This window comes from Thauera sp. WB-2, from assembly GCF_027594845.1.
Lineage (GTDB): Bacteria > Pseudomonadota > Gammaproteobacteria > Burkholderiales > Rhodocyclaceae > Thauera > Thauera mechernichensis.
The window spans coordinates 1,607,766-1,620,777 of sequence record NZ_CP088935.1 but is presented as its reverse complement, the minus strand read 5'-3'; the positions used below and the strand labels follow the sequence as shown (position 1 = coordinate 1,620,777).

General features: G+C 66.2%; 13 protein-coding genes. 6 read left to right on the top strand and 7 right to left on the bottom strand.

From position 1 onward, the window contains the following. Nucleotides 1-6: 6 nt before the first annotated feature. Nucleotides 7-450, top strand: a complete 444-nt coding sequence (queD, locus tag LQF09_RS07375) for a 6-carboxytetrahydropterin synthase QueD (RefSeq protein WP_002923714.1) — start codon at nucleotides 7-9, stop codon at nucleotides 448-450. Nucleotides 451-478: 28 nt separating this feature from the next. Here the strand turns inward: queD and LQF09_RS07370 are convergent, their stop codons facing one another. The 6 genes from LQF09_RS07370 to LQF09_RS07345 all read right to left on the bottom strand — a co-directional run bounded on the left by LQF09_RS07370 (nucleotide 479) and on the right by LQF09_RS07345 (nucleotide 5,936). Beyond that, the gene (locus LQF09_RS07370) at nucleotides 479-1,648 is read right to left on the bottom strand and encodes a DesA family fatty acid desaturase (protein WP_002923713.1); all 1,170 of its coding nucleotides are present in this window, start codon (nucleotides 1,646-1,648) and stop codon (nucleotides 479-481) included. Nucleotides 1,649-1,810: 162 nt separating this feature from the next. Then, nucleotides 1,811-2,404, bottom strand: a complete 594-nt coding sequence (locus tag LQF09_RS07365; RefSeq protein ID WP_002923712.1) for a phospholipase D family nuclease — start codon at nucleotides 2,402-2,404, stop codon at nucleotides 1,811-1,813. Beyond that, entirely contained in the window at nucleotides 2,391-3,764 is a 1,374-nt protein-coding gene (locus tag LQF09_RS07360; protein ID WP_270069580.1) for an RsmB/NOP family class I SAM-dependent RNA methyltransferase, read from the bottom strand. The genes LQF09_RS07365 and LQF09_RS07360 overlap by 14 nt, the downstream gene beginning before the upstream one ends. 1 nt (nucleotide 3,765) lies before the next feature. Further along, nucleotides 3,766-4,515, bottom strand: coding sequence for a DUF3108 domain-containing protein (locus LQF09_RS07355; RefSeq protein WP_270069579.1), 750 nt, complete (start codon nucleotides 4,513-4,515; stop codon nucleotides 3,766-3,768). Further along, entirely contained in the window at nucleotides 4,512-5,177 is a 666-nt protein-coding gene (gene purN, locus LQF09_RS07350; protein WP_002923706.1) for a phosphoribosylglycinamide formyltransferase, read from the bottom strand. Before purN ends, LQF09_RS07355 begins: the two co-directional genes overlap by 4 nt. 60 nt (nucleotides 5,178-5,237) lie before the next feature. Beyond that, on the bottom strand, nucleotides 5,238-5,936 hold the full coding sequence (locus LQF09_RS07345; RefSeq protein ID WP_270069860.1) for a hypothetical protein: 699 nt from the start codon (nucleotides 5,934-5,936) through the stop codon (nucleotides 5,238-5,240). 224 nt (nucleotides 5,937-6,160) lie between these two features. Here LQF09_RS07345 and mutL point away from each other — a divergent pair, with 224 nt between their 5' ends. Further along, nucleotides 6,161-8,029 (top strand): DNA mismatch repair endonuclease MutL, encoded by a 1,869-nt coding sequence (mutL, locus tag LQF09_RS07340; protein WP_270069578.1) that lies wholly within the window; start codon nucleotides 6,161-6,163, stop codon nucleotides 8,027-8,029. Nucleotides 8,030-8,081: 52 nt separating this feature from the next. Here the strand turns inward: mutL and LQF09_RS07335 are convergent, their stop codons facing one another. After that, complete coding sequence (locus tag LQF09_RS07335) at nucleotides 8,082-8,660, bottom strand: YqaA family protein (protein ID WP_037983899.1); 579 nt, start codon at nucleotides 8,658-8,660, stop codon at nucleotides 8,082-8,084. Nucleotides 8,661-8,861: 201 nt separating this feature from the next. Between LQF09_RS07335 and LQF09_RS07330 the strand changes: the two genes are divergently transcribed. The 4 genes from LQF09_RS07330 (at nucleotide 8,862) to LQF09_RS07315 (ending at nucleotide 13,012) form a co-directional block, all read left to right on the top strand. Then, entirely contained in the window at nucleotides 8,862-10,631 is a 1,770-nt protein-coding gene (locus LQF09_RS07330; protein ID WP_002923702.1) for a diguanylate cyclase domain-containing protein, read from the top strand. A 314-nt stretch (nucleotides 10,632-10,945) separates the two neighbouring features. After that, nucleotides 10,946-11,893 carry a tRNA (adenosine(37)-N6)-dimethylallyltransferase MiaA gene (gene miaA / locus LQF09_RS07325; protein ID WP_002923700.1) on the top strand — a complete coding sequence of 316 codons (948 nt, stop codon included), beginning with the start codon at nucleotides 10,946-10,948 and terminating at the stop codon, nucleotides 11,891-11,893. Nucleotides 11,894-11,955: 62 nt separating this feature from the next. After that, nucleotides 11,956-12,501, top strand: coding sequence for a DUF1415 domain-containing protein (locus LQF09_RS07320; RefSeq protein ID WP_270069577.1), 546 nt, complete (start codon nucleotides 11,956-11,958; stop codon nucleotides 12,499-12,501). Between the two features lie 289 nt (nucleotides 12,502-12,790). After that, nucleotides 12,791-13,012: a YdcH family protein gene (locus tag LQF09_RS07315; RefSeq protein WP_002923690.1), complete on the top strand. Its 222-nt coding sequence runs from the start codon at nucleotides 12,791-12,793 to the stop codon at nucleotides 13,010-13,012.

The window sequence follows — 13,012 nt, the reverse complement described above, 5'->3', positions numbered from 1 at the left end:
GTCGCCATGCGCATCACCCGCCGCCTCGAGTTCGATGCCGGTCACCGGATCCCCGACCATGCCAGCCAATGCCGCCACCTTCATGGGCATCGCTATGCGCTCGAGATCACCCTTTCGGGCGAGGTGATCAAGGCCGACGGCCTTCCGGTCAATGGCATGATCATGGACTTCGCCGACGTCAAGCGCATCGCCAAGGAACTCGTCGTGGACCGCTGGGACCACGCTTTCCTGGTCTATCGTGGCGACACCCGGGTGCTCGACTTCCTCACCTCGATGCCCGAACACAAGACCGTCGTGCTGGACCTCGTTCCCACCGCCGAGAATCTCGCCGCGGAGGCATTCCGCCTGCTCGATCCCGCCTACCGCGACACCTACGGCAACCATCTGCGGCTCGAGCGCGTACGACTATACGAAACGCCCAACTGCTGGGCAGATGCCGTACGCACCTGAAGAAGCCCGGCCTGCCGGGCGCCGCTGTTCAGACAGCGTAGCGGCGCAGGCGCAGGGCGAACTCCTGCAGCTGGGCAATCCCGCTTTGCTCGGCGCGCGTAACCCAGTCCTGCAGTTGCGCCAGCAGTTGCTCACGCGATGCATTGGAGCGTGCCCAGATCGCCGCCAGCTCCTCGCGCATCGCAACCACGGTTGCCAGCGCCGGGCTCATGCCGACGGCGACGCGCACCTGCTCCTTCTGCGCGTCGCCAAGGTGGCGCTCCTCGCCGGACAGCACCCAGCGCCGCACTGCCCTGACGTCCAGACCGCTCACCGCATCGCGCTTGACACGCTTCAACTCGGCAGCGCAAAGCTTGCGCAGCGAATGCATGTAGTTCGTCATCACGTCGTAGCGGTGGGTGACGACCGCCTGCAAGGTATCCAGGTCCGGCACCGCCTTGGCCTCGACCAGGCGCGGCTTGGGGATCGTCTTCTTGACCTTCGCCAGACCAAGCATCTCCAGCATGCGGATGTACATCCAGCCAATGTCGAACTCATACCAGCGCGCCGACAGCTTGGCCGACGTCGCGAAGCTGTGGTGGTTGTTGTGCAGCTCCTCACCGCCGATCAGGATGCCCCAGGGCAGGATGTTGCGCGATGCATCGCTGCAATCGTAGTTGCGATAGCCCCAATAGTGCGCGAGCCCGTTGACCACGCCTGCCGCCCAGAAAGGGATCCACACCATCTGCACCGCCCAGATCGTCAGGCCGATCGGACCGAACGCAATGAGATCGATGACCAGCATGATCGAGACGCCGAGCACGGAATGGCGATACACGTTGCGTTCGAGCCAGTCGTCCGGCGTACCGTGGCCGTAGCGTGCGAGCGTTTCGGCATTCTTGGCCTCGGCACGATAGAGCTCCGCCCCCTGCCATAGCACCTTCGCCAGGCCACGCGTCTGCGGGCTATGAGGATCTTCGACCGTCTCGCATTTGGCGTGGTGCTTGCGGTGGATCGCCGCCCATTCGCGCGTGACCATGCCCGTCGTGAGCCAAAGCCAGAAGCGGAAGAAGTGACTGGGCACAGGGTGCAGGTCCAGCGCACGGTGCGCCTGGTGGCGATGCAGAAAGATCGTCACCGCAGCGATGGTGACGTGGGTGAGCGCGAGTGCGACGACGACATAGCCCCACCAGGGAAGATCGAACAGCCCGTTATACATGCGTGACAACACCTCTGAGGAACACAGCGCTTGGATTCTACGCCAGCGCGCGCAGCAAACCGGAAACCACTACCCGGAACGCGCCGCCGCGCGCATACGCCAGCTTGAGACCGGCGCGCACGACCAAGCGTTCAATACGCTTTCACGCCGTCCACAATCGGGTCAAGGCCGCCATGGCAGCGACTTGACAGGCGTAGCTTCGGCACGGTGGCGCAGCCAATTGTCGCGGTAGGCGCGTGCCAGCTCGCAATGTCCGCGCACGATGAGCAGATTTTCCGCGTTGCGATTGTGTGCCGACCAGGTGAAGTTGTAGGAGCCGGTGAGCACCGCACAGGCCGGCCCCTCGGCATCGGCAATGATGAGCTTGTTGTGGGCGGCGTTGTACTTGGTCTCGAAAGCGACCGGCACCCCGCCCGCCAGCAAGCGCGGGATGGCATTGCCCTTCTCGCGGCGGTTCATCTGCGCGTCGGCCAGCACCTCCACCTTCACGCCACGCTGGCGCGCCGCCACCATGGCATCGGCGATGCTGCGGCTGGTGAACACGTAGGCCTGCACTTGCAGGCTTTTGCGCGCAGCCGCAATGAGATCGATCACGACCTGCTCGGTGTTGTCCCTGGGCGAGAAGGCCAGCTCTACCTCGCCCTTGGCGGCAAAGCGCTGGCTGGCCAGCGCCGGCGTAACGAATACCACACCGGCCGCGAGCAGCACTCCGGCGCAGATACCAAGGCCGCAGCGCGCGTGCTCAAGCCTCGGCACGGCGCTCCATCACGGCAGCAAAGAACCCGTCGGTGTCGTGCACATGGGGCATCAGGCGCAGGCGCTCGCCAGTGGCGACGACCACCCCCTGCTTGTCGAGGATGTCCTGGGCCGACAGCTGCGCGAAGCCAGGGTGCGCAGCCAGGAAGGCGTCGACGATGGCATCGTTCTCTTCCGCGAGCAGACTGCAGGTGGCATACACCAGGCGGCCTCCCGGGCGCACCAGACGCGCCGCCGCAGCCAGGATCGCCCCCTGCTTGGCGACCATCTCCTCGACTGCTGCAGGCGACTGGCGCCATTTCAGGTCCGGATTGCGGCGCAAGGTACCCAGGCCGGTGCATGGCGCATCGACCAGCACGCGGTCGGCCTTGCCGGCAAGGCGCTTGACCTTGGCATCGGCCTCATGGGCAATCAGCACCGGGTGCACGTTCGACAGACCGGCGCGGGCCATGCGCGGCTTGAGCTTGGCCAGCCGCTTGTCCGACACATCAAAGGCATACAGTCGGCCAGTCGAGCGCATCAGCGCCCCCAGCTGCAGCGTCTTGCCACCCGCGCCAGCGCAAAAATCGACCACCAACTCCCCGCGCCGCGGCTGCACCAGCAGGCCAAGCAGCTGGCTGCCCTCGTCCTGGACCTCGAAGCTGCCGTCCAGGAACAGCGGGTGCTTTTGCAGCGCCGGTTTGGCCGCGAGCCGGATGGCCTGCGGCGACAGCCTGCCGGGCTCGGCGGCAACACCACCGGCCTGCAGCTGCGCCAGCACCGCGTCGCGGTCGGCCTTGAGCAGGTTCACCCGCAGGTCGAGCGGCGCCGGCCGGTTCAGCCCATGTGCAAGCGCCACCAGCTCGGCTTCGTCCATCTGCTGCAGCAGCCGCTCAGCCAGCCAGTCGGGCAGGTCGACGCGCTCGGCGAGACTCATCTCGCCAGCGTCGGCAGCCTTGACGGAAGCAAGCCAATCGCTCTCGGTAGCGCTCACCAGGCCCTCGAAATTACGCATCGGCCAGCCTTCACCACGCGCGAACCAGGCCAGCAGCAGCATGCGCGGCGTGGCCTCCGCACCGGCCAGCCGGCGCAGCCAGCGCAAACGGCGTAGCACGCCATACACCGCCTCGGCAATGAAGCCGCGGTCGCGATGTCCGAGCTCGCGGTTGTCACGGAAATGGCGCGACAACACCGCATCGGCCGGGTACTCGAAGGCGAGCACTGCCCCCAGGGCCTGGGTTGCCTGAATGAATAGCTGCCGCGAAATCCCCGCCCCGGTGACAGCGCCTGCCTCTTGCGGGCGCGCCGCCCTGTCGGTTCGGCCGGTCGTGGCAGTTCTGCCTGCCGTGCGCGGGCGGCCGGGTTTGCTCGTCTTGGTCATGTCAGTTCTTGGTTCCTGTTGCGGTCGCCGCCGGGCGTCCCGTTTCAATCGCGGCGGCGCGCTGATCCAGCACTCCGCCCTTTTCGTCCTCGATGCGGATGCGCACCGGCAGCAGCCCATGGTCTACCGACAGCCAGATCCGGATGTTCAGCCCGCCATCCTCGGCGTGCGCGCGCAGGCGCAAGGTCTCCACCTTGCCGATGGGCAGGCTCAGAGACTCCTTGCCGTCCGGCTCCAGCACTGCGTCCTTGACGCTCTTGTTGGTGATGACCTGAAGACTGACAGGCCTGCCATTACGGGCGACGTGGCTGGCCTGGTGCCACAGGCTGAGCAGATCCTGCGCCCCCGCCTCGAGCGTACCGCTGCGCCGCTCCGCACCATCGCGGCGGATGCTGACACGCCCTGCCGGCCAGTCGAAATGCGCTGCCTCGCTCTTGCGTCCGCGCTGCTCGACACTGAACAGCTCGGGCCGCAAGCCCGCCCCGCTCAGCAGCCCACGGCTGTGCTGACGGTACTGCAAGCCGAACAGACCCGCGAGCCCGCGCGCCTCAAGCTCGAGTTCGAGCTCATAGCGTCCATCCGCAAGGGACCAGCTGTGCTGGGCACTGCCAACCTTGAAGCCTTGAGAACCGTAATGAACGTCGAAACGCATGCTGCCAGTCGCCGGCGGATCGGCAAAACCCGCTGCTGCGGCCGCGGGCACCAGGCAGGCCAGGGAGAGCAGCACGACAAAGCGCAGGCTGCCGCTCACGACACGCCCCCACCCGAGGGCTCGAGGCGCGGCGAAACAAGTGCAGGCAGCGGCTCATCAGGCGCGTCGCGCAGGCTCACCCGTCCGTGCGCATCAATGGACAGCCGCCCGTCAACGAACCAGCGCACGGCCTGCGGATAGATGCGGTGCTCCTGCTCGAGAACGCGCGCGGCCAGTGCCGCCTCGTCGTCACCGCAGCGCACCTCGACCGCCGCCTGGACGACGATCGGGCCGCAATCGAGTTCGGCAGTTACGAAATGCACCGTCGTGCCGTGCACCCTCACCCCGGCCTCGAGGGCGCGGCGATGCGTGTTGAGCCCGGTGAAAGCAGGCAGCAGCGAAGGGTGGATATTGAGCAAACGGCCCTCGTAATGGCGCACGAAGCCAGCAGTGAGCAAGCGCATGAAACCGGCAAGCACCACGAGATCCGGACGGTGGGCGTCAATGGCCTCGATCAGCGCCGCGTCGAAACCCTCGCGATCCGGATAGGCGGTGTGGTCGACCACCGCGGTGTCGATGCCGTGCTCACGCGCAAAGACAATGCCCGGCGCCTGCGGCCGGTTGCTGATCACCGCGGCGATGCGGGCGCCGGGTATGCGTGAACGCACAATGGCTTCCATGTTGCTGCCGCGGCCGGAGATAAGGATGACGATGGACTTCATGGCAATGAGGGAGTCGGGAAACAGGGTCCAGCACGGGCACTTTCAAAGTAGCTGGCTGGCTCAATACACAGGCAGGAAGACCGCGGTGCCGAGGTTCTGGACCACGCGTGTGACGGTGCGGTCGGTTTCGTCCTCGACGATATCGGCGAGCGCATCGAGCAGCCCGATGATGCGACCGAACTCGCGCTCGAAGCTCAGGTTGGCAACCTCGCCCATCTCGTTGGACAACAACAGCGGGCGCCCCGAAGGGTCGCGCGCCGTCGCGAGCTTCCACGCTGCAATCTCTACGTTACGGGCGGCATTGTAGATGTGCTGGGGCTCCAGATCATCCAGCATGTAAAAAACTTCGCGATCGCCGAGGGCGGCCTGCACCATGCTGGCGAGCCCGACGACGAGGGCCTGGACCCGGTCGCCGCGATACTCCGGATGCAGCGCAATCTGCATGGCGTCGAGGTCGCGACGGTTACCCAGCGATGCAAAACGCCAGCGATGCTTCTCGTCGAAGATCCTCGAGATCGCTGCCTCGGCACTGCCCGCACCGCCCTTGCGCCACTCACCGGGATTGCGCTTGTACAGCTTGTCGGCAAGGCGGCGCAAGCTGGCGAACACATGTTGCTGATGGCGCTCTGCGACGCGGTTGATATCGGTCTTGAGCAGCTGGCGCAGGTCGAAACCACGCGCGCGCTGCTCAGAAGGCGCCGTCCCCGGCGACGAGCAACCACCGAGCGCCACCGCTAGCGCCAACATCAGGCAGGCCACACCGAGGTGGGCGCCTGCGGCCCGTGCCGGCAACCCCCGCTCAGCTTGATGCATCTGCCCTGTGCCCCCGCTATTGCCCCTGACCCTGGATCATAACCGAGCGCTTGCCGATCATGCCCTGCCCCTCGAGCCAAGGCGCGCACGGCCGGCGCCGCGGCCCGGCCTGCAGCTCAGCGCCTATAATGCGAGGCCGCCCAGCCGTCGGCTCATCATCCAAGCACGCCATGCCCCACATACACCGCCTTCCCGACCTGCTGGTCAACCAGATCGCCGCAGGCGAGGTTGTCGAACGCCCGGCCTCGGTCCTCAAGGAGGTACTCGAGAACGCAGTGGATGCCGGCGCGCGTGCGATCGAGGTCCAGCTCGAACAGGGCGGCGTGCGCCGCATCAGGGTCACCGACGACGGCTGCGGCATCGATCGCGAGGAGCTTGCCCTCGCCCTCGAACGTCACGCCACCAGCAAGATCGCGTCGCTCGACGACCTCGAGCGCGTCGGCACCATGGGCTTTCGGGGCGAAGCGCTCGCGGCAATTGCCGCCGTCGCCCGCACCACGATCACCAGCCGCGCCGAAGCTGCGACTCACGCCTGGCGCATCGACGGCAGCGATCGCAGCATCGCGCCTGCCGCGCTCAACCAGGGCACCGTGGTCGAAGTCGCCGACCTCTATTTCAACACCCCGGCACGACGCAAGTTCCTAAAGACCGAGGCCACCGAGTACGCGCACTGCGACGACGTGTTCCGCCGCGTCGCACTCGCCCGTCCGGACATCAGCCTGCAGCTCGCACACAACGGGCGCGTGACCCATCGCCTGCCGCCCTCACCTTCCGCGCAACGGGTTGCAGCCTTGATGGGGGACGACTTCGTTGCCCAGGCGCGCCAGGTGGAAGCAGATGCCGGGCCGCTGAGGCTGGCCGGCTTCGCCTCACTGCCCGCCTACTCGCGGTCGAGCCGCGACGCGCAGTTCTTCTTCGTCAATGGCCGTTTCGTGCGTGACAAGCTGCTCACCCATGCAGTGCGCGAAGCCTATGCCGACATCCTGCACGGCAGCCGCCATCCGGCGTATGTCCTTTTTCTTGAGCTCGACCCGGCGGGCGTCGATGTGAATGTGCACCCAGCCAAGATCGAGGTGCGCTTTCGCGAGGCGCGTGCGGTCCACCAGTTCATCTACCACGCGCTGAAGCGCACGCTCGCCGAAAGCGGTGCAAACCGCATCGAATCGGACGCGAGCTCGACTGCGCCGCAGCATCGGGCAGCGTCCGCCGACGGCATGCTTGACATGGCCGCCACGTCTGCGCTCACCGGCAGCAGCACGGGCAACGCCGGGACTCAGACCTGGCACGCCTGGTCTGCCGCCCCAGCGCGCCAAGGCCAGCTCGCCATGGAAGCCGCAAGCCGCAGCTACCTGGACTTCGCCGCTGGCGCCCGCCCTGTCGGCGGCGCTGCGCCAGTCCAGGCCGCGGCAAGCACAACCGCATGGCCAACCAGGGCCCTGTCTGCAGACGAGGGCGCGGCGCCACCGCTCGGCTTCGCGCTCGCCCAACTGCATGGGGTCTATATCCTGGCGCAGAACACGCATGGCCTGGTGCTGGTGGACATGCATGCAGCGCACGAACGCATCCTTTACGAGCGCCTGAAGACGGTGCTCGATGGCCGGCCCGCCGTCCAGCGCCTGCTCATTCCAGCCGTGTTCTCGGTCAGCACCAAGGACATGGCCGCCGCAGAGGAATGCCGCGAAGTCCTCGCCGGCATGGGGTTCGACGTGAGCACCGCCGGGCCGCAGGAACTCGCCGTACGCAGCGTGCCTGCCCTCCTCGCCGGCGCCCCCGTGGCCGAACTGATGCGCCAGCTCCTCCAGGAACTGCGCGAATACCCCGCCACCGAGGTGGTGACGGCGCGCCGCAACGAACTGCTCGCTACGATGGCCTGCCATGGCGCAGTACGTGCCAATCGCCAGCTCACCCTGCCCGAGATGAATGCGCTGCTGCGCGACATGGAGGCCACGGAGCGCGCAGACCAGTGCAACCACGGACGTCCGACCTGGACGCAGTTCAGCATGGCAGAACTCGACCGCTTCTTCATGCGCGGCCAGTAGTGCCAGCACCCCAGTAGCGCCGGCGCGCCAAGACGCGAGCCCCTGCGCGTACCTATAAGCTGTAGATCAGCGCCCCCATCACGACCACGGCGACCGTCGCCCACCCCAGGCGGTCGACGTAGCGATGCAGCACGGCCTCCATGCGCTCGCCGCCCCAGGCCATCAGCCCGGCTACAAGGAAGAAGCGCGCCCCACGGCCCACCAGCGAGGCCAGCACGAAGGGCGCCAGCGCCATCGACGCCACGCCCCCTGCGATCGTGAACACCTTGTACGGAATCGGCGAGAAGCCCGCGACGAAGATTGCCCAGAAACCCCAGGTATCGAACCAGGCTACCGCCTGCTCGTAGGCCGCCCAGTAGCGTGTCTCCCGCAGCCACGGCTCAATCGCGTCGAATGCGAAGTACCCGATGAGATAGCCAAGCAAGCCGCCCGCAACCGAAGCCAGCGTCGTGAGCAAGGCGAACCACATTGCCCGCCGCGGGTTTGCCAGGCACATCGGCGCCAGCATCACATCAGGGGGAATCGGGAAGAATGACGACTCCGCAAAGCTGAGCCCACCTAGAAACCAGGGGGCGCGTCGATGCCGCGACCATGCCATCGTCCGCGCGTACAACGGCGAGAAGATCTTCAAGACAACACTCCGGAGGGATTTCGAAGACGAACCCGGTTCCAGCAGCGACCGGGCGAGGCGCGATGATAACCGCAAGTCCATGACCTGCGCTTGTCGGCTTCGTCGGCACCGCCTTGCGGATGACCCTGGCTTGCGCACTTCCCCACAAGGTCCGAGAATCAGGGCCTTAGCGACTGCCAGTCCGTAACGCGAACCAACGCCATGCCGACCCGCCTCCTGCAATCCATCTCCCTGCGGCTCGTGCTGATCGTGCCCTATGTGCTGCTCCTCGTTGGCCTCGCCGTGGCCCTCGGGGTGCTCTCCTATTCGGCGGGAAGCCGCGCCCTGTCTACAGTCTCGGGTCAATTGCTGCTCGAAACCGTCGGTCGGATCACTCAGGCAGTCGACCGGCACGTCGTCGGTTCGAGCGCAGTGCTCGAGTCGGCCTTCCCCGAGGGCATGCCCGCACCACCGACCATCGAGCAGGACTTCCACGACATCCGCAACCGCTTCTGGGTGGCAACCTCCATCCATACCGACCCGAACGACTACGTTTACTATGGCAACGAAGCTGGCCAGGGGCTCGGGCTGTATCGCCGCTCGAGCGAGGAGGTCGAGCTGCGCATGAAACTGCGCGCGGATGAACATCGCGCCATCTACCGCTACCAGGGTGTCGACGGCCACCTCGAGTTCGTCCGCCGGGAAACCACGCTGTTCGATCCGCGCACACGCCCGTGGTATGCAAACGGCAAGACGACCGACGGCCACACCTGGACGTCGGTTTACATCGATTTCGGCACCCTGCAGCTGGTCGCGACGCGTGCGCGCCGCGTGCTGGGACCCGACAATGAATTCGCCGGCGTGGTCGCCACCGACGTCGCGCTCAAGGCGCTCAATGACTTCGTCGGCCGCCTCAAGGTATCGCCCAACGGCATCGCCTTCATCGTGGAGCCGGACGGCAATCTGATCGCCTCGTCAGCGAGCGCCAACGTGGTCGTGCTGCCCGATGGCAGCTACGGGCGGCTGCAAGCGGCGGAGAGCGACCACCCCTTGCTCAAGGCGAGCTACCTGACGGTACGCGACCGCATTGCGGTCGTCAGCGACGAGAAGCTGCCGCGGGTATTCGAGTTTGTCGACCCCGAGGGCAACCAGATCCATGCCGCCATCGACCGCGTGCGCGATGCAGCAGGCCTCGACTGGGTTACCGTGGTCGCAATGCCAGCCAGCGACTTCCTCGGCGACGTCATCGAGAACGTACGCCGCACGGTCGTGCTGGCGACCATCGCCGTGATGGTCGCGGTCGCGATCGGCCTCGGCATCCTGAGTTGGGTGTCGCGCGATCTGCGCAGCTTGGCGGCCGTCGCCAGCCGCATCGGTGACGGCGACCTCGAGACGCCGGTCGGCATCGTGCGCCGTGACGAGATTGGCGAGCTTGCACGCAGCTTCGAGCGCATGCAGGACCGCCTGCGCACCGACCGCCTGACCGGGCTCGCCAACCGCGAGGCCCTGCTCCAGCAGTTGCAGCGCCGCATCGAGCACGCACGCAACGACCGGCGCAACCCACATGTCGGCGTGCTGTTCATCGACCTCAACCGCTTCAAGAGCATCAACGACAACCACGGTCACGAAATCGGCGACCAGGTGCTGCAGGAGATTGCCAACCGTCTCGCGCACAGCGTTCGCGCGGAAGACCTCGTCGCCCGCTACGCCGGGGACGAGTTCGTGATCGTCACCGACAACGTCACCGACCGCCCCGCACTCGATCAGGTTCGTCTCCACGTCGAAGCGGTACTGCGCGCGCCCCTCACCACACCCCAGATCGCAGGCCTCGGACTGAGCGTCGGCGGCGCGATCGGTGGCGCACTCTATCCCGACGATGGCGACAGCCCGGAGAGCCTGCTCCGCCATGCCGATCACGCGATGTATGCGGACAAGCTCGACCGGCGCAGATCCGAGCCCTCGGGCGTGGTCCGTTTTCCCCAGCGACCGTGAGCAGCCCTCGGGACAAGCTGTGGATAAATGTGGCAAGCCCTTGACGCATCGAGAGTCGGTGCCGCTGCCTCTATTTTAGGCAGCGGCATTCCAGGCATGTGTGTCCGCAACTGCAGCGTTCAACACCCCTTCCTGGCTCGGGTGGAGGATAATCCGCGCCAACGCACTCATCTCCAGCGCAGCATGCGTGCCCCGGCCTCCATGACCCGCACGCCGACTGCTGCTACCGGATCCACTTGAGCAACTCGAACCCCTGTCGCGCAGAAGCCGCGGACACCGCCCCCTCCTCCCTCACCGCATGTGCAGCTGAGGGATTGCCGCGCCCACCCGCCCTCCTCCTCCTCGGGCCGACGGCCAGCGGCAAGACGGCCTGTGCGCTCGCGCTTGCGCAACGGCTCCCGGTCGAGATCATCAGTGTCGACTCGGCCCTGGTGTATCGCGACATGGACATCGGCACGGCCAAACCCAGTGCCGAAGAGCAGGCCTCCTGCCCGCATCACCTGATCGACATCATCTCCCCGGAAGAAAGCTATTCCGCGGCCCGCTTTCGCGCCGACACGCTGCGCCTGATGTCAGAGATCACGGCGCGCGGGCATGTTCCATTGCTCGCAGGAGGCACCATGCTGTACTTCAAGGCCCTGCGCGACGGCCTGTCGGATTTGCCGGCGGCAGACGCGACCCTGCGCCGCGCCATTGACGACGAAGCGGCTGCGCGTGGCTGGCCAGCCATGCACGCCGAACTCGCCCGCCTTGACCCCGAGGCCGCGGCCCGCCTGGAGCCCGGTGACGCCCAACGCATCCAGCGTGCCCTGGAGATCGTGCGCCTGACTGGCCGGCCCCTGGCCGAGAGTTATGAGCGCAAGGAAGACAGCACCCTGCCCTGCAGACTGCTGCCCATCGCACTTGCACCCTCGGCTCGCGAGGTGCTCCACACTCGCATCGAGCAGCGCTTCGACGCCATGCTGCATGCCGGTTTCATCGACGAGGTCCGCCAGCTGCGCCACGACTATCGGCTCGACCCGGCCATGCCGTCGATGCGCTGCGTCGGCTATCGCCAGGTCTGGGAGTATCTTGACGGTGACCTCGGCTACGATGAACTGCGCTTCAAGGGCATCGCTGCCACCCGCCAGCTCGCCAAGCGCCAGCTCACCTGGCAAAGACAGTTCCGCGAAACATGGCCGGACCTGATCGAGCTCGACTGCCTGCGCCCGGACCTCACCGAGGCCGTGCGCGCGGCGGCATTCCGCCTGCTCGACAGCTGAGCGCAAGTACCCCGCCGCCCCACTCCCACCAGCCCATTTCTTACCCCAAGCAACGGAAACCCATGGACGAACAGATCATCAGCGACGTCGAGCAGTGGCTCGACGAAGTCGTCATCGGCCTCGAGCTCTGTCCCTTCGCCGCCAAACCACGGCGCGAGGGGCGCGTGCGCATCGCCGTCAGCCATGCGCACGACGAGGAAGCGCTGCTCAACGACCTGCAGGCCGAACTCGAGCGCCTGTCGGACACCCCGGCGGAACAGCTCGAGACCACGCTGCTCGCCATCCCCGACATGCTCGAGGACTTCGCCGACTACAATGATTTCCTCGATGCCGTAGACCTCTGGGTCGAGCACTTCGGCTGGGAAGGCGAACTGCAGGTCGCAAGCTTCCATCCCCAGTACCAATTCGCCGACACCGACAGCGATGACCCGGGCAACCTCACCAACCGCTCGCCGTGGCCGCTGCTCCACATCATCCGCGAAGAGAGCCTGGAGAAGATCATCGCCCACTACCCCGACGTGGATGCCATCCCTGAGCGCAACGTCAAGCGCATGAAGGCGCTCAGCGCCGAGGAGCGCCACAGACTCTTCCCCTACCTGTTCGGTTGAACGCCCGCGCCGCGCCCCACAGCTCAGCGGGGCCGGGTACAGGTCGGCTGCAGTAGGCGCGGCGCCAGCCGCGAGGGGTTGAAGACGACGCCGCGGGAACATTGCCCCAGAAAAAGCTCGCGACTTGCGTCGCTCCTACAGCAGGGCTGCATGCCGTGCGATTTTCCGCTTGGGCGCCAGCCGCGGGGGCTTGCAGGTCACGGGCAGACACTCGCGGAGGCACAGGGAGAGGAGTAGACTGCAGCTAACAGATCGCGACTTTTCCCAAGCCTGAAATGCAGGAGAGCCTATGTTTCCCGAATACCGCGAACTGATCACCCGTCTCAAGAACACCGACCGTCACTTCACCCAGCTCTTCGAGCGCCACAACGAACTGGATCACAAGATCAAGAACGTCGAGGCGAACATCGAGCTCGGCACTCACGAAGAAGTCGAAGTGATGAAGAAGGAAAAGCTGCTGATCAAGGATCAGATCTATGCGCACCTGAAGAAGGTCGAGACCGCAGGCTGA

Bases quoted from the DNA above. Each gene is read 5' to 3' on its own strand.
- LQF09_RS07330 (WP_002923702.1), top strand. From the start codon at position 8,862: ATGCCGACCCGCCTCCTGCAATCCATCTCCCTGCGGCTCGTGCTGATC.
- queD (WP_002923714.1), top strand. From the start codon at position 7: ATGCGCATCACCCGCCGCCTCGAGTTCGATGCCGGTCACCGGATCCCC.
- LQF09_RS07370 (WP_002923713.1), bottom strand. From the start codon at position 1,648: ATGTATAACGGGCTGTTCGATCTTCCCTGGTGGGGCTATGTCGTCGTC.
- LQF09_RS07320 (WP_270069577.1), top strand. From the start codon at position 11,956: ATGGACGAACAGATCATCAGCGACGTCGAGCAGTGGCTCGACGAAGTC.
- LQF09_RS07360 (WP_270069580.1), bottom strand. From the start codon at position 3,764: ATGACCAAGACGAGCAAACCCGGCCGCCCGCGCACGGCAGGCAGAACT.
- purN (WP_002923706.1), bottom strand. From the start codon at position 5,177: ATGAAGTCCATCGTCATCCTTATCTCCGGCCGCGGCAGCAACATGGAA.
- mutL (WP_270069578.1), top strand. From the start codon at position 6,161: ATGCCCCACATACACCGCCTTCCCGACCTGCTGGTCAACCAGATCGCC.
- LQF09_RS07315 (WP_002923690.1), top strand. From the start codon at position 12,791: ATGTTTCCCGAATACCGCGAACTGATCACCCGTCTCAAGAACACCGAC.